General features: G+C 65.9%; 9 protein-coding genes. 3 read left to right on the plus strand and 6 right to left on the minus strand.

Annotated features, from left to right (window positions below; all coding sequences use genetic code 11):
- Window positions 1–307: 307 nt before the first annotated feature.
- Complete coding sequence (locus GGR73_RS01575; protein WP_039810029.1) at window positions 308–1783, minus strand: MATE family efflux transporter; 1476 nt, start codon at window positions 1781–1783, stop codon at window positions 308–310.
- A 278-nt stretch (window positions 1784–2061) separates the two neighbouring features.
- Here GGR73_RS01575 and GGR73_RS01580 point away from each other — a divergent pair, with 278 nt between their 5' ends.
- A complete protein-coding gene (locus tag GGR73_RS01580) occupies window positions 2062–2469 on the plus strand; it encodes an RNA-binding S4 domain-containing protein (RefSeq protein ID WP_039528472.1) in 408 nt (135 codons plus the stop codon).
- Between the two features lie 380 nt (window positions 2470–2849).
- Here the strand turns inward: GGR73_RS01580 and katG are convergent, their stop codons facing one another.
- The 3 genes from katG to mutS form a co-directional block, all read right to left on the minus strand.
- The gene (katG, locus tag GGR73_RS01585) at window positions 2850–5096 is read right to left on the minus strand and encodes a catalase/peroxidase HPI (RefSeq protein WP_184455347.1); all 2247 of its coding nucleotides are present in this window, start codon (window positions 5094–5096) and stop codon (window positions 2850–2852) included.
- 363 nt (window positions 5097–5459) lie between these two features.
- The gene (locus GGR73_RS01590; RefSeq protein ID WP_184455349.1) at window positions 5460–6074 is read right to left on the minus strand and encodes a DUF937 domain-containing protein; all 615 of its coding nucleotides are present in this window, start codon (window positions 6072–6074) and stop codon (window positions 5460–5462) included.
- Window positions 6075–6375: 301 nt separating this feature from the next.
- The gene (gene mutS, locus GGR73_RS01595; protein WP_308632363.1) at window positions 6376–8931 is read right to left on the minus strand and encodes a DNA mismatch repair protein MutS; all 2556 of its coding nucleotides are present in this window, start codon (window positions 8929–8931) and stop codon (window positions 6376–6378) included.
- 878 nt (window positions 8932–9809) lie between these two features.
- Here mutS and GGR73_RS01600 point away from each other — a divergent pair.
- Together GGR73_RS01600 and GGR73_RS01605 are read left to right on the plus strand one after the other, a co-directional pair.
- Window positions 9810–11735 carry an alpha-L-fucosidase gene (locus GGR73_RS01600; protein WP_184456461.1) on the plus strand — a complete coding sequence of 642 codons (1926 nt, stop codon included), beginning with the start codon at window positions 9810–9812 and terminating at the stop codon, window positions 11733–11735.
- Between the two features lie 165 nt (window positions 11736–11900).
- Entirely contained in the window at window positions 11901–12254 is a 354-nt protein-coding gene (locus GGR73_RS01605) for a hypothetical protein (protein WP_046342088.1), read from the plus strand.
- A 202-nt stretch (window positions 12255–12456) separates the two neighbouring features.
- On the opposite strand, the gene galA is transcribed toward GGR73_RS01605, so the two are convergent.
- Both galA and GGR73_RS01615 read right to left on the minus strand, forming a co-directional pair.
- A complete protein-coding gene (gene galA / locus GGR73_RS01610; RefSeq protein WP_184455350.1) occupies window positions 12457–15024 on the minus strand; it encodes a beta-galactosidase GalA in 2568 nt (855 codons plus the stop codon).
- The gene (locus tag GGR73_RS01615; protein WP_184455352.1) at window positions 15021–16220 is read right to left on the minus strand and encodes an arabinogalactan endo-1,4-beta-galactosidase; all 1200 of its coding nucleotides are present in this window, start codon (window positions 16218–16220) and stop codon (window positions 15021–15023) included. Before GGR73_RS01615 ends, galA begins: the two co-directional genes overlap by 4 nt.
- Window positions 16221–16382 lie beyond the last annotated feature (162 nt).

Raw genomic sequence — 16382 nt, forward strand, 5'->3', positions numbered from 1 at the left:
GTTGTGGGGATTGGGGAATCGGGATTGGGGAATCGAGATTAGGGATTAGGGATTAGGGATTCGCCGGTTGTGCGTACGCGATGCTCATAGGCGCGATGCTCATAGGTTTGCACGTGAGCACAGCGGTTGCTGCGCAGTGGGCGGGATGTCTTTTCGTCGCCACTCGGCGAGCGGTGGCGTCGGTCGGCTGGGCCGATCACTCAAGAAATCCCTGCGCGCTGTCTTGATCATTTCAATACAGCGTCTGGCTCCTGCTTTCGCGTGATGTCGGCCGGTGTGGCAGCGTGCCGCCTGGTGCCAGCCGATGTCAGTGCCGGCGGGGCTGTGGCGCGCCTGCGATCGGCGCGGTATCGGCGACCGGCGAGGCCGGATGTGCCGGCACTTCTGCGGCGGCGGCCAGTTCGGCAGGATCTGCCGGCGTGGTCAGCATGCGTGCCTTGCGCCAGCCGCCCCAGCGGTAATACGCCAGCGACAGCAGCATCGAACACAGCGAACTGATCGGAAGACTCCACCAGATGCCATCGGCTCCCAGATGCGGAATCAAGGCGTTTGCCAGCGGCACGCGCACGCCCCACAGACCGAATGCCAGGATCAGCAGCGGCGGGATCACCGCACCGGTGGCCCGCACCACGCCGGAAACCACAAAGCTCACGCCGAACAGCAGGAACGACCAGATTCCGATGTGGTTGAGATGCCGCGCGACCTCCAGTGTCGGGCTGTCGGTCGGCAGGAACAGCGCCAGCGTCCAGCGATCGAACACGATCAGCAGCCCGATCAGCACGCCGGTCATCAGGAAGTTGGCCGCAATGCCGGTGCGTGCGGTCGCATCCACGCGCGTCCACAATCCCGCGCCCACGTTCTGCGCGGCCATCGTCGAACATGCCGCGCCCAGCGCCATCGCCGGCATCTGCACATAGGTCCACAGCTGCAACGCGGCGCCGTAGGCGGCTGCGGTGTCGGTGCCGAAGCCGTTCACCAGCGTCATCATCGCGATCATGGCCAGCGAAATCAGCACCATCTGCAGGCCCATCGGCACGCCTTTGACGATGAGCGCGCGCAGGATCGTCGGCGCGATGCGGAACAGGTGCAGATCGGCGCGGCCCAGCCACAGCACATGGCGTTTGCTGCGCAGATACAGCAGCAAACCGCCCAGTGCCACCGCCTGCGCCAGCAAGGTGGCCCAGGCCGCGCCGGCGATGCCCAGCGCCGGGAACGGGCCCAGGCCGAAGATCAGCAGCGGGTTGAACACGATGTCCAGCACCACCGACACCAGCAAGAAGCGGAATGGCGTGCGGGCATCGCCGGTACCGCGCAGTGCCGCCGACAGGAACGCAAACACATAGATCAGCGGCATCGCCAGGAAGATCACCCGCAGGTACTCCTCGGCCAGTGTCTGCGACGCCGGTGGCGTGCCCATGGCGGTCAACAGATGCGGGGCCAGAAACCAGCCCAGCACCGCGATCAGCGCCGACAGCCCGCCGAAGAAACTGGCACTGGTGCCCATGACCTTGCGCGCCTGCGCGATGTCGCGCGCACCCATTGCCTGGCCGATGAGGATGGTCGAGGCCATGCCGATGCCGAATACCGAGCCGATCAGGAAGAACATGATGCTGTTGGCGTTGGCCGCCGCAGTCAGCGCCGCCTCGCCGAGGTAGCGGCCCACCCAGATCGCATTGATCGAGCCATTGAGCGATTGCGCGATGTTCCCGGCAAGGATCGGCATCGCAAACAGCAGCAGATTCTTGCCGATCGGGCCTTCGGTCAGGACAGCGGATTTGGGCATCGCAGGCGCGCCGTGGTGCGGAAGCTGCGAACACTAGCATTGGCAGGTGTGAGGCGTGCTGTCGCCAGGCCGATGACACGACGCACGCTGTGCGGATCAGTCTGTATGAGTCAGCCAGCGTGTGGAAGGTAGGCTGTACTTGGACGGCAGCCACGCTTGAGTTACAGCGGGCTCGCCCAGATATTTCCCGCTCAACGCAGCCCGTTGCGACGCGCCGATACAGTGGCGATCACGGCAGCGGCCCGCAGCCCATTGGATCCGACGGCAAGCACAACGCGATGACTCAACTGGTGGAACAAGCGACGACGGTCAGGCTGGATGTCTGGCTGTGGGCGGCGCGCTTCTTCAAGACGCGCAGCCTGGCCAAGACGGCGGTGGACAACGGCAAGGTGGACGTCGCCGGCCAGCGGCCCAAGCCCTCGCGCACGCTGCGCAGCGGCGAACAGTTGCGCATCGACCGTGGCGGCGAAATCTTCGAAGTCACCGTTGCCGCGTTGAGCGATGTGCGCGGCCCCGCTCCGGTCGCACAGACGCTGTACGTGGAAAGCGATGCCTCACGCGAGGCGCGGGCGCAATGGCGACTGCAGCGCGCCGCCGAACGTACCGGCTATCGCGCACCCGAGGGCAAGCCGGACAAGCGGGCACGCCGGCTGATCAACGCGCTGGGCGATATCGACGCGTTGTAGCACTGCGCGGGCTATTCGCTGCGAATCGACTGACGGAAACAAGAAACGCCTTGGCATCCGTCATGTTGTTCAATCAATAAAAACGGCGCTTCTCCATCGCGGGGGAAGCGCCGTTCGTGATGCTCTGCTCTCAACCATGCACACCGACCATCTCGACGGGTCCTTGCCCGCTCACCGTCGCGGGACCTTACGCGGCATGGATGCCGCGTAAGAGCCTACACGGACGTACTTGCGGCGTGTCCCGCGATGGTGGGCGGGCAAGGGCCTTGCAGCCAAACCGCAGACCCGCCGCTCCACTGACGTCTTCCGTGCCGAGTCGAGCTCTTGCGTGTATTTCAATACCGCTGCAGGCGCACGCACGATGGCGTGCGCCTTGCCACTCACGCCAGATCGAAACGATCCAGCTGCATCACCTTGGTCCAGGCGGCGACGAAGTCCTGGACGAACTTCTCCTCTGCATCGGCACTGGCATAGACCTCGGCCACCGCACGCAGGATCGAGTTGGAGCCGAACACCAGATCCACGCGCGTGCCGGTCCACTTGGCTTCACCGGTGCTGCGGTCGCGGCCTTCGTAGACCTCCTTCGATTCGGAGGTGGCTTTCCACTCGGTGCGCATGTCGAGCAGGTTGGCGAAGAAGTCGTTGCTCAGCACGCCGGGGCGGGTGGTGAACACGCCGTGGCTCGAGTCGCCGACATTGGCGCCGAGCACGCGCAGGCCGCCGACCAGCACGGTCAACTCGGGCGCGGTCAGCGTCAGCAGCTGTGCCTTGTCGATCAACAGCGCCTCAGCGGGCACCGCATAGCGCTGCTTGGCGTAGTTGCGGAAGCCATCGGCCACCGGTTCCAGCACCGCGAACGATTCGACATCGGTCTGCTCCTGCGAGGCATCGGTGCGGCCGGGTGCGAACGGCACGGTGACGCTGTGGCCAGCGGCCTGTGCGGCATGTTCGACCGCGGCATTACCGGCCAGCACGATCAGGTCGGCCAGCGAGATCTGCTTGCCGCCCGACTGCGCGGCATTGAAGTCGGCCCGGATGCGCTCCAGCGTGCCCAGCACCTGTGCAAGCTGCGCGGGCTGGTTGGCCTGCCAATCCTTCTGCGGTGCCAGACGGATGCGTGCGCCGTTGGCGCCGCCACGCTTGTCCGAGCCGCGGAAGGTCGATGCCGATGCCCACGCGGTGGACACCAACTGCGCCACGCTCAGGCCGGAATCGAGGATGGTCTGCTTGAGGGCGGCGGCGTCCTGCGCATCGACCAGCGGGTGGTCGACGGCCGGCACCGGGTCCTGCCACAGCAATTCTTCGCTCGGCACCTCGGTCCCCAGGTAACGCGAGCGCGGGCCCATGTCGCGGTGGGTGAGCTTGAACCAGGCCCGGGCGAACGCGTCGGCGAACTGGTCGGGGTGTTGGTGGAAGCGACGCGAGATGGCCTCATAGGCCGGGTCGAAACGCAGCGCCAGATCGGTGGTCAGCATGGTCGGCCGATGCTTCTTCGCTGCATCGTGCGCGTCGGGAATGATGGCGTCGGCATTCTTGGCCACCCACTGATGCGCGCCGGCCGGGCTCTTGCTCAGTTCCCACTCGAACTTGAACAGATGGTCGAAGAAGTCGTTGCTCCACTGCGCCGGGGTGGTGGTCCAGGTGACTTCCAGGCCGCTGGTGATGGTGTCGGCACCCTTGCCGCTGCCGTAGCGGTTGTGCCAGCCCAGGCCCTGGCTCTCCAGCTCGCCGGCTTCCGGCTCGGCACCAACGTTGTCGGCCGGGCCGGCGCCGTGGGTCTTGCCGAAGGTGTGGCCGCCGGCGATCAGCGCCACGGTCTCTTCGTCGTTCATTGCCATGCGTGCGAAGGTGTCGCGGATGTCGCGCGCGGCGGCGACCGGGTCGGGCTTGCCATCCGGGCCTTCCGGATTGACGTAGATCAGGCCCATCTGCACGGCGGCCAGCGGATTTTCCAGATCGCGGGTGTGCGGCACTTCGCTGTCGTCATCCTTTACCAGCACGCCGTGCGCTTCGTCCACGCCGGGCGAACCGCGCGAATAGCGCTCGTCGCCACCCAGCCACTTGGTTTCGCGGCCCCAGTACAGGTCCTGATCCGGTTCCCAGGTGTCTTCGCGGCCACCGGCAAAGCCGAAGGTCTTGAAGCCCATGCTTTCCAGCGCGACGTTGCCGGTGAGGATCATCAGGTCGGCCCAGGAGATCGCCTGGCCGTACTTCTGCTTGATCGGCCACAGCAGGCGGCGCGCCTTGTCCAGGCTGACATTGTCCGGCCAGCTGTTGAGCGGTGCGAAGCGCTGCTGGCCGCGACCGCCGCCGCCACGCCCGTCGCCGATGCGGTAGGTGCCGGCGCTATGCCAGGCCATGCGCACGAACAGCGGCCCGTAATGGCCGAAGTCGGCCGGCCACCAGTCCTGCGAGTCGGTCATCAGCGCACGCAGTTCCTGCTTGAGCGCGGCCAGATCGATGCGCTTGAACGCCTCGGCATAGTTAAAGGTCTGGCCCAGCGGGTTGGACTTGCTCGAATGCTGGCTGAGCAGGTCCACGCGCAACTGCTTGGGCCACCAATCGCGGTTGGTGGTTCCGGTACCGACGACGGCGTGGTTGAAAGGGCACTTTGCTTCGGTTGTCATGGCAATACCTGTGTGCGTGAGCACTTGGGGAGCTGTGTGCCGAAACTGCGGACACGTGCTGGTGGAATCGAAACGGTGGGCAATGCGTCAGTTGTGGTCATCGATCGAAGGCGCAGATGCGGCCATGGGAGTCATCGAGAATCGCCGCCGCATGGGCCGATGCTAGCGCCTGCCTGCAGGCGCCGGTATAGGTCGATATGCAGACTGTGACTGGCAGACAGACGCATCAGGCGGACTCATCGTGGTGGCATGCGCACACGATAAGCAGCATCGATCGGTTGGGGAATTCGAATTATTCAACCATATCGATAGCGAGACGCTATGGGTGGCACGCCGGTGCCGAACCGACCTGTGCCTGCGATCTCAGCGCTTGCCGAACAGGCTGCCGCCGAGCTTCATGACATCGCCCAGTCCAAGCTTTCCGTCGCCGTCCTGATCCAGCACGCTGCCCAGCAAGCCGTTGATCCCTGTGTCGCTGCTGGCGCGCTGCTGTTCCTGCGCCAGGGCCGGGCCGAGCTGGCTGCTGGCAGCGGCAGTGCCGCCGAGGAAGCGCTTGGCCAGATACGCCATCACGATGGGTGCCAGCAACTGCAGCAGCTGATTGGCCTTGCCGGTTTCCAGGCCGGTGGCCTGGCCCAGACCAGCGGCAGCCTGCGGCGCCCTGTCGCCGAACAGATGCCCCACGATACCGGCGCCATTGCCTTGCGCACCGCTGGCCGAGCCGCCCAGCAGCGCAGCGAGCAGGCTGCCGATGTCCGGGCTGCCGGCATGATCGCGCTGCAAGGCACCCAGCAACGCATCGGTGCCGCCGGCCTGCTGGCTGTTACGGCCCAGGGCGCCCATCAACAGCGGCAGCGCGGTCCGCACCGCCGATTGCGCCTGCTCGGGCGCAATGCCGAGCCGGCTGGCGAGTTGCTGCAACTGCGGGCCTTGCAACTGCGCGGCGAGTTGATCGGTCAACGAGGCAGAGGTGGTCATGGGTGTCTCCGGTTGGACAAAGCGTTGCCGCAGCGTGCGCCCGTCGCGGCAGCAGAGCAATCCGCGCGCTGCACGTCACCGCGCGATGCAGCGTTATCGCAGCGCAGCATTCAAGCAACCACGCAAACCTGCAACAGCAATGGATTATCAGGCCCCACAAGCATCAGTCATGCAGCTACACCGTGACGAACCTAAAAACCAGCATTCAAACGACCAACCAACCTTGTCGCCGTAACAGATCCGTAAGCGCAGCAAGCTGCGCTATTACGAATCCCAAATCCCGACTCCCCAATCCCCGCCCTCAAAGCAACGCCTTCAACCGATACAAGGCTTCCAGCGCCTGCTTGGGCGTGAGTTCGTCCGGGTCCAGCGCCTGCAGCGCTTCCTGCGCAGCGGACGAGGGCGCAGTGAACAGGCCGAACTGTTGCGGGGCGTCCAATGCGGCCGGCGCCATCTGTGCGACATGGCTTTCGCCGCCGCGCTGTTCCAGTTCGGCCAGGCGATGACGCGCCTGGGTCACGGCGGCCTTGGGCAAGCCGGCGAGTGCGGCGACCTGCAGGCCGAAGCTGCGATTGGCCGGGCCGTCCTTGACCGCATGCATGAACACCAGGCGCTCGCCGTGTTCGACCGCGTCCAGATGCACGTTGGCGATGCCGCTGGCACCGCCGGCATGCGATTCGTCGGCCAGTGCGGTGAGCTCGAAGTAATGCGTGGCAAACAGCGTGTAGCAGCGGTTGGTATGCGCCAGGTGGCGAGCGACGGCATCGGCCAGCGCCAGGCCATCGTAGGTGGAGGTGCCGCGGCCGATCTCGTCCATCAGCACCAGCGATTGCGGCGTGGCGTGATGCAGGATGTAGCTGGTTTCGGCCATTTCCACCATGAAGGTTGACTGCCCGCGCGCCAGATCGTCGCCCGCGCCGATGCGGGTGAGGATGCGGTCGATCGGCCCGATCACCGCGCGGCTGGCCGGCACATAGCTGCCGATGTGCGCCAGCAGCACGATCAGGGCGTTCTGGCGCATGTAGGTCGATTTACCGCCCATGTTCGGGCCGGTGATGACCAGCATGCGGCGGTCGGCATGCAGCTCCAGATCGTTGGGTTCGAACGGCTGGTCGCGCACCGCTTCCACCACCGGGTGGCGGCCGCGTTCGATACGCAGGCAGGGGGCACTCTCCAGTTCCGGCTGCGCCCAGTCCAGCGCCTGCGCGCGCTCGGCGAAGGCGGCCAGCACATCCAGTTCGCTCAATGCACTCGCGCAACGCTTGAGACCTTCCAGCTCGCTGCCGAGTGCATCGAGCAGGCCTTCGTACAGCAGTTTTTCGCGCGACAACGAGCGCTCGCGCGCCGACAGCACCTTGTCCTCGAAGCTCTTGAGTTCTTCGGTGATGTAGCGCTCGGCGTTGGTCAGCGTCTGCCGGCGGCTGTAGTGCAGCGGAGCCTTCTCGGCCTGGCCCTTGCTGATCTCGATGTAATAGCCATGCACGCGGTTGTAGCCGACCTTGAGCGTGGCGATGCCGCTGCTGGCGCGTTCGCGCTGTTCCAGGTCGATCAGGAATTGATCGGCATTGGTGGACAGGCGGCGCAACTCATCCAGATCGGCGTCGTAGCCGGTGGCGATCACGCCACCGTCGCTGAGCTTGAGCGGCGGTTGTTCCGCCACTGCGCTGATCAACAGGTGCGCGGTGGCATCGTGCTCGCCGAGTTCGGCATGCAGCGTCTGCAGGCGCGGCGAATCCAGTGGTGCGAGGATCGCGCGTACCTTCGGCAACAGCGCCAGGCCATCGCGCAAGGTGGAAAAATCGCGCGGGCGCGCCGAGCGCAGCGCCACGCGGGTGAGGATGCGTTCCAGATCGCCCAGCGCACGGAAGGCCTCGCGCACGTCGGCATCGGCGCCGCTGTCGATCAGCGTGCCGACCGCGTGGTGGCGCTGCACCAGCACCTCGCGCAGGCGCAGCGGGCGGTGCAGCCAACGCCGCAGCAGGCGCCCGCCCATCGGCGTGACCGTGCTGTCCAGCACCCCGAGCAAGGTGTTGCGGGTGTCGCCATCGACGCGCGTGTCCAGCTCCAGATGCCGGCGCGTGGCCGCGTTCATCGAGATCGCCTCGCTGGCCACTTCCATCGCGATGGAGGTCAGATGCGGCAGCCGCTGTTTCTGGGTCTCTTCGACATAGCCCAGCAGCGCGCCAGCGGCGGCGGTAGCGCAGGGCTTGTCGTCGATGCCGAAGCCGGACAGGTCGTGCAACTTGAAGAAGGCCAGCAACTGGCGCCGGCCGCTGTCGGCGTCGAACAACCACGGTGGCCGCCGCCGCACGCCGACGCGGCCACGCAGGAACTCCGGCCAGTTGTCTTCGTCGGGCACCAGCAGTTCGGCCGGTTCCAGGCGTGCGATCTCCGCTTCCAGCGCGTCCACGCTGTCCACTTCGTTGACCAGAAAACGCCCGCCGGCCAGATCGGCCCAGGCCAGGCCGTAGCCCTGCTTGCTGCGCGAGATCGCCATCAGCAAGGTGTCGCGACGCTCGTCCAGCAGCGCCTCGTCGGTGACCGTGCCGGGGGTGACGATGCGCACCACCTTGCGCTCGACCAGGCCCTTGGCCAGCGCCGGGTCGCCGATCTGCTCGCAGATCGCCACCGACTCGCCCAACGCCACCAGCCGCGCCAGATAGCCCTCGTAGGCATGCACCGGCACGCCGGCCATCGGGATCGGGGCACCGCCGGAGCTGCCGCGCTGGGTCAGGGTGATGTCGAGCAGCCGCGCAGCCTTGCGCGCATCGTCGTAGAACAGCTCGTAGAAATCGCCCATGCGGAAGAACAGCAGCAGGTCGGGGTAGTCCGACTTGGCGGCGAAGAATTGCTTCATCAGCGGGGTGTGCTCTACAGCCCCGTTAGCGTTCTTGGTTTTTTCTTTTGTATCAGTGCTTTGCAAGAAATGTTCTTCCGGGATGTGGCGGTCAATCAGGGTCGCCAGCGGCGAGTAACGGTGATTTGTTGCGAGGCTGTTGCGACGACCCTCCAAACGAGATCAATCGATGTTGCGACGAAACGGACGAAGCGTTGGAATGGCACAGGATGTTGCGACGGATCCAGGAGCCGTCTCACGTCGGCGCGGATGCAAGTTTAAGCCCACCCACCGACAAATCCTTGCGCTGGCGGTCGAGAGGGTGCCGGCCCTGGGGCCCGGTGGGCGATTGGCCGTTGCGCCGGGGCCTTCAAACGTCCATTGCCGGATCGCTCAACGCATACCGGCGCTGTCGCGGATGAATCTGCGATAGCGGCGCTGGTGCGCACGGCTGCCGGCTGGGCGGCCTGATCCCTGAGCGTGTGGCTCGGTCAGCTCGGGCACGTGCCGCTACATCATGACCTGTGGACTTGCCGCAAGTCAGTACCAGCCAAGATGAGACGTCGACGGTCAATGTTGATGACAAAACTTGGCAGGTGTTGGCGCGCCGACGCTGTCGCGCAGTCCTTGCTGGTTGTCGTCGGCCAGCCATTGTGCGTTCTGTTCGCGGAACGCGCTTCGCGTACGCAAGATGCAGCCACGCGGGCCCCAACAACGCAGCGTGCGGCGCGGCCATCAGCCGTCAAACGACGCATGCCCGGCTTGCTTGGCACGCTGTTCGGCGCTCGCCGCGCAAAGGCCGCGTGTGCGCGGTGCATTGCACGAACCGCCTGTTGTTTTGGGACTCTTTCGCCTTGGGAAAAGCTAAGATCGAAACTTGTGCAAAGTCGGAGGCGCTAATGATCGATCGTCGTACCTTTCTTGCCACGGGTGTGGTGGCCGCCGCCAGCTTCAGTGCCTCGGCAGCTCGCATCGCGCAAACGCCACGCGCCAGCAGCCCCGCGCCGTGGGGTGCGGTGCCCAGTGCGCGACAGCTGCGCTGGCATCGGTGGGAGCAATACGCCTTCGTGCATTTTGCGATGAACACCTTCACCGACAAGGAATGGGGCTACGGCGACGAGGATCCGCGCAAATTCGATCCCAGCGATTTTTCAGCCGATCAAATTGTTGCTGCTGCCAAGGCCGGCAATCTGAAAGGGCTTATTTTCACGGCCAAGCATCACGATGGGTTTTGTCTTTGGCCGACGCGCCTGACCGAGCATTGCATCCGGAACTCGCCCTACAAGAACGGCAAGGGTGACATCGTCGGCGAAATGGCAGCGGCGTGTCGTCGCGCTGGCCTGGCGTTCGGCATCTATCTGTCCCCCTGGGATCGCAATCATGCCGAGTATGGGCGTCCCGGCTATCTCGACTATTTCCGCAAGCAGATCGTCGAACTCTGCACAGGCTATGGCGACCTGTTCGAGTTCTGGTTCGACGGCGCCAATGGCGGCGACGGCTACTACGGTGGAGCGCGCGAATCGCGCAAGATCGATGCGCCCGCTTACTACAACTGGCCACGGATGATCGAGCTGGTGCATCGGCACCAGCCGATGGCCTGCACCTTCGACCCGCTCGGCGCCGATATCCGCTGGGGCGGCAACGAGGACGGTATCGCTGGCGATCCGAGCTGGCCAACCATGCCCAATGCCCCGTACACCCAGGAAAACGGCAATTCCGGCGTGCGCGGCGGGGCGCTGTGGTGGCCGGCCGAAACCAATACCTCGATCCGCCCTGGCTGGTTCTACCATGCCGATGAAGACGGCAAGGTACGCAGCCCGGAAAATCTGGTGCGCTATTTCGACACCTCGGTCGCGCGCGGCACCAACATGAACCTCAATCTTCCGCCCGACCGACGTGGCCGCATCCCCGACCACGATGTGGCGGTGCTGCAGAGTTTCGGCGACGCGATCCGCGCCAGCTTCGCCATCGATCTGGCCAAGGGTGCCAAGGCCAGTGCCAGCGCATCGCGCGGCTCCGGGTTCGAGCCGGCGCGCGTCCTCGACCGCCAGCCGGACAGCTACTGGTCCACGCCGAACGAGGTCACCACGCCGACGCTGACGCTGGAGTTGTCGGCGGTGCACAGCTTCGATCTGATCCGGCTGCGCGAGTATCTGCCGCTGGGCGTGCGCGTCACCCGCTTCGCGGTCGAAGCCGAGGTCGATGGGCAGTGGCGGCGGCTGGCCGAAGCGCAGTGCATCGGTGCACAGCGCATCGTGCGACTGGATCGCCCGATCGCCGCACGCCGGGTGCGCCTGGTCGTGCTGGAGGCGCCGGTGTGCCCGGCGATCAGCGAATTCGCGCTGTTCCGCGCCGTTGCGCCAGTGCCGGTCGCGCGGCCGACCGCGAACGCGCCAGACGTGCTGTCCACCGCCGGCTGGCGAATCGTCGAGGCCAGCGCGCCAGGGGCGGACATGTTGCTCGACGACGATGCCAGCACGATCTGGATCACGCCCGCTCCCACGCCGGGCCATCCCGTACAGGCGACCATCGACCTTGGTGCGCTGCGTCAGGTTGCCGGTTTCAGCCTCACGCCCTCGCGCACGGTGATGAACGGTGCGGCGCCGCCTAAAGGCTATCGCGCTGAAACCAGCGAAAATGGGCAGCACTGGCAGCCGGCTGGCGCCGGCGAGCTGTCCAATATCGCCTATGCGCTCTCGACCCAGCGCCTGAATTTCCCCGAGGTTCGCCAGATCCGCTACCTGCGGCTGTCGTTCGCGGAGACGGCGGTGCCCGCCGATCGGTTGGCGATCGCGGGTATCGGTGCGTTCTCGCGCTTGCGATGAGGCTTGTGCTCCCGCGCCGCCCTGCGCCGCGCGGGAGCACATCGTTGCGGTGATGCAGTGTCGCGGGCCTGAGATGGATCAGGTGAAGCGATGGAGAGAGCAATCACCTGTTCGCATCACGTGGTGACCTGAATCTCGAACCGTGCTTGCACACTGCCGTTCCGGATGACGCGCTATGGTGCGCGGCGCACGAGGCAAGCGATTCGGTTGGGTATGGAACAGAAACAGCAAGAGTGGATGCAGGCCGTGACCGAGGCGCTCAGCGACCTGCTGGCCGCACGCGTGGCCCAGGCCACGCTGCTGGAAGCGATGATGGTCTCGCATCCGGATCCGGTGATGCTGCGCAAGGCGTGGGACGAGCTGTCGTCCCAGCGCATCGCGTATGTGGCACAGAAAAAGGCGGTCGCCGCCGATCCACGGCCGATGGATGCCTACACGCTTGAGCAGTTCCAGGCGTGGGAAGAAAAGCTCAGCCGCTACTTTCCGCGTGCGCCGGATGCAGGGAGCACGGATGCCTGAACCCGCCCGCCAGCGGTCCAGTCGCGCGACCTAGCGGCGGTGGGCCGGGCGGGTGTCGCCACTGCCTGTCGCTTGCGCACGCAGGCGCAGGCGCAGGCGACTGACTGTGCCGGGAGCCGGTCATGGCTCCCGGCATTGCGGCGCGCTCAGGTGGTGCCAATCTGGTCGTTGGTGATCACTGCAGCCGCTGCGACGGCCTGCGTCAGGCCACCGATGCGCGCGGTTTGGCCTTGTCGGCCTCCAGGCGCAGGGTGGCAGCGGCGAGGCCGGGTGCGGTGGCCTGCAAGACGATGCTGCCGGCGCTGCGCGTGCTCTGCAGCAGGGCCGCACACAGTCCATTGAAGGCCTTGCGTTGCGGCGCCTTGTCGTCCTCATGGCTGGCGGGGTCGCCGTTGCCCACGCCGATCAACCGCGCAGGGCCGCGCAGCGCGAACTGCACCAGGTTGTCGGCGGTCGGCACCAGGCGGCCCTGCGCATCGACGATCTCCACCTTGACCACCGCCACGTCTTCGGCATCGGCGCGCACTGCATTGCGGTCGCAGCTCAGGCGGATCGCTGCCGGCTTGCCGGCCGTCTCGCGGCGTTCGCTGAGCACCAAGTTGCCGCCGCGATAGCCGCGTGCCTCGATCACGCCCGGTGCGTAGGCCACGCGCCATTCGACATGGCCGTAGGCCGGCACCTGCTGCAGGCCCTGGCTGACGCCGTTGACCAGCAGTTCCACCGCTTCGAGATTGCTGTGGCACCAGACCTGGACGCGGCCCTTGTCGTCGGGCTGCAGCAAGCCGTCCCAGTTCCAGTGCGGGAACAGATGCAGCACCGGTTCGCTGGTCCATTGCGCGCGGTAGTACCAGTAGTTGTCCTTGGGAAACCCGCAGCTGTCGAGCACGCCGAACTGCGAGGCGACATTCGGCCAGCGGTTGTAGGGCGTGGGTTCGCCGCGGTAATCGAAGCCGGTCCAGATGAAGCCGCCAGCGATATACGGGCGCTGCGCGACATAGCTCCACCAGGCTTCGGCGGTGCTGGCCCACCATGGGTGGTCGGTGTCGTAGGCGCGGGTGTAGCCGCGCGCATCGTCGCGCCGGTAGTTGCCACGCACCGACACCGTGCTGCCGGTTTCGCTGCCGTAGATCGGAATATGCGGATATTGCGCGTGGAAGCCATCCATCTGGCTGGTGCGGTAGTTGAAACCGACCACATCGACGACCTGGCCGACGCCATCGCCAAAGCCCTTGTCCATGGCGAAGGTGGTGGGGCGGGTGGGATCGAGCTGGCGCACGCGTTGCTGCATGCGGCTGACGATGCGCGCGCCGCGCTCGGTGACCTGCTGCGGCTCTTCGTTGCCGAGCGACCACAGGATCACGCTGGGATGATTGCGCCCGCGCCGCACCATCGTCTCCAGCTCGCCCATGGCTTCGGGGTCGGTGGACATGCGGCGGGTTTCCTCGATCACGAACATGCCGAGCCGGTCGCACAGCGCGAGCAGTTCGGGTGTGGCCGGATTGTGCGAGCTGCGGTACGCGTTGCAGCCCATCGATTTGAGCTGGCGCAGGCGCCACTCGTGCAGGCTGTCGGGGATGGCGGTGCCGACGCCGGCGTGGTCCTGGTGGTTGTTGGTGCCGTGCAGCTTGAGCGGCGTACCGTTCAACAGGAAGCCGCGCTGTGCATCGAAGACGGCCGTGCGCACGCCGAACGGGGTGACCAGCGCATCCACCGCCTTGCCATCGCTGTGCACGCTGGTGGTCAGGCGGTAGAGCTGCGGGGTGTCGATCGACCATAGCGCCGCTTCACCGAGCGGCAGGGTCTGTTCGACGAGGTGCACCTGGCCGGGTGCAACGGTGACCGCGGTACTGGCTGCCTGTGCGACGACGCGTCCATCCGGCGCGGTCACGCGCGCCTGCACCGTGCACTGGCGCGGGGCGCTGCCGTCGTTGCGCACCTCGGTGGACAGTTGCGCGATGGCGGTGGTGCCTTGCAGCGTGCTGCGCACGAACACGCCGTCCTGCGGCAGATGCAGCGGGTCGGTCTTGTGCAACCACAGATGGCGATAGATGCCGGCGCCTTCGTAGAACCAGCCTTCGCCCAGCGTGGCGTCCACGCGCACCGCGATCAGGTTGGGCTTGCCGTAGTCGAGCACCTCGCTGAGGTCGACCTCGAAGCCGCAATAGCCGCTGGCATTGCGCCCGACGATGTGGCCATTGCAGAACACGATGCAGTCGCGGAACACGCCGTCGAACACCAGGCTGATGCGCTTGCCCAGATCGTCTGCGGGAATTTGCAGCACGCGGCGATACCAGCCGACGCTGGTCTCCGGAAAGCTCGTGCCCAGTGGCTTGTAGCCGTGCGCGGCGGCCGGATCTTCCTCGGTGATGGTGGCCGAGATCGGTTCCTGCCGGAAGGGCAGTGTGACGGCCCAGTCGTGCGGCAGATCCAGCAGTTCCCAGCCACTGTCGTCGAAGCCGAGTTGCGCGGCGGTGGCGGTGTCCTTGCCCGCCTTGGCGAAGCTGCGCTGGAAGGTGCCGAACTCGAAGTCGCGCGATGGGTCGCTGGCATGGCCCAGATGGAAGCGCCAGCCGAAGTCGAACAGCAGCCGTTCGCGCGGTGCCAGGGCTGCATCGCCGAACGCGGCAAGCGGCGTGGCGGTGTTACCTGCAGCTGGTGCTGCAGCGGCAATGCTGGGCAGCAACGCACCGGCCGTACCGACCGGGAGTGCGGCGCTTACGCCACTGGCGAGCATGCCGCGCAGCAGCTCGCGGCGATTGATGCCGGTCATGGCTGGGTCCTCTTGTCGGTATCCGCAGCGTTGCCTGACGTGCCCGCAGCAGGCTTGCTTGTCGTTGCAGGTACGCCGGTATACGGGTGGCGCATGAAGTCGATCGCCGGCAGCAGTTCATTGCCATGCTTGAAGTCGAAGAAGCTGGCGTTTTCCCACGACGAGCCGGTGCCCCAGCGTGTCTTGCAGCTGCTGCTGGTCCATGCCGGCTCCCAGTACACGACGCCGGCGCCGCCGGTGTCGATCACCAGCTGGGTGAGGTCGACCATGTAGCGAAACTGGCCCTGCGGCGCGGCCGGGTAGCCGGGAATCAGCGAGTCTTGGCCGAGCAGATTGTGCGAGGTGTCGCCGGAGTCCAGCGTCCACGGATAGGCGGTTTCCACCACCACCACGTCGGCATCAAAGCGGCCGCGCAGGCGCTTGATGGTCTTGCCCAGCTCGGCCATCGACTGGGTCGACCACTTGCGGTAGTAGCTGATGCCGATCAGATCGTAGTCGGTGACGCCGGCCTTGGTCGCGGCGGCAAACCACGGTTCCACATTCTCCGGCTGGGCGATATGCAGCATCACCCGCGGCTTGATCGCCGAGCGTGCGCCGATATCGCGTACCGCCTTGATGCCGGCGTTGAACAGCTTGGCGTTGCGCTGCCAGTCGATGGGGCGCTTTTTGTCCCACGGCTTGCTGTCCATCAGATCGGAATTGCTTTCGTTGCCCACCTGCACCAGCTCCGGCATCAGGCCGGCACGGTCGAGCGCGCTGAGCGTGTCATAGGTGAAGCCGTACAGCGTGCGTGCCAGTTCATCGGTATCGGTGATGCTGGCCCAGGCCTTGGGAATCAGCTGTTTTTCGCCGTCGGCCCAGTCGTCGGAATAGTGCAGGTCCAGCAGCACCTGCATGCCTTGCGCGCGTGCGCGTGCGATGGTCTTCTTGACGTCGGACAGGTCGCTGTAGCGGGTCCAGCGGGCATCGTTCCACAACCGCACGCGCACCAGATTGGCGCCGTGCGCATGGAACAGTTCGAACGGGTCCTTGACCACGCCGTTCTCGCGGTACTGCACACCGCATTCCTCCATCTCGTTGACGTAGGACAGGTCCGCGCCCAGATACAGCGTGGCGGGGGCCGGGGCGGCGTGTGCGAAGGTGGAGATGGCCAGCGCGAGCAGCGCGGGCGTCCAGAGGCGGCGTGTGGAGCGCATGCAATTCCTCGACAGATGAAACGCGGAGCGGGTGACAGCCTGCCGCATGCGGCGGTGCCGTCGTGCGGGCGGTGCGCGCAATCACAACGTCAGTGACGTAGGCGATTGCGCACACCGCGCGCAGTGGTGGAGCAGGCGTGCAACAGCGGTGTCAGCGGTGCT

The sequence above is a fragment of the Xanthomonas sp. F14 genome (assembly GCF_014199865.1).

Bases quoted from the DNA above. Each gene is read 5' to 3' on its own strand.
- GGR73_RS01580 (WP_039528472.1), top strand. From the start codon at position 2,062: ATGACTCAACTGGTGGAACAAGCGACGACGGTCAGGCTGGATGTCTGG.
- galA (WP_184455350.1), bottom strand. From the start codon at position 15,024: ATGACCGGCATCAATCGCCGCGAGCTGCTGCGCGGCATGCTCGCCAGT.
- GGR73_RS01600 (WP_184456461.1), top strand. From the start codon at position 9,810: ATGATCGATCGTCGTACCTTTCTTGCCACGGGTGTGGTGGCCGCCGCC.
- mutS (WP_308632363.1), bottom strand. From the start codon at position 8,931: ATGAAGCAATTCTTCGCCGCCAAGTCGGACTACCCCGACCTGCTGCTG.
- katG (WP_184455347.1), bottom strand. From the start codon at position 5,096: ATGACAACCGAAGCAAAGTGCCCTTTCAACCACGCCGTCGTCGGTACC.
- GGR73_RS01615 (WP_184455352.1), bottom strand. From the start codon at position 16,220: ATGCGCTCCACACGCCGCCTCTGGACGCCCGCGCTGCTCGCGCTGGCC.
- GGR73_RS01575 (WP_039810029.1), bottom strand. From the start codon at position 1,783: ATGCCCAAATCCGCTGTCCTGACCGAAGGCCCGATCGGCAAGAATCTG.
- GGR73_RS01605 (WP_046342088.1), top strand. From the start codon at position 11,901: ATGACGCGCTATGGTGCGCGGCGCACGAGGCAAGCGATTCGGTTGGGT.
- GGR73_RS01590 (WP_184455349.1), bottom strand. From the start codon at position 6,074: ATGACCACCTCTGCCTCGTTGACCGATCAACTCGCCGCGCAGTTGCAA.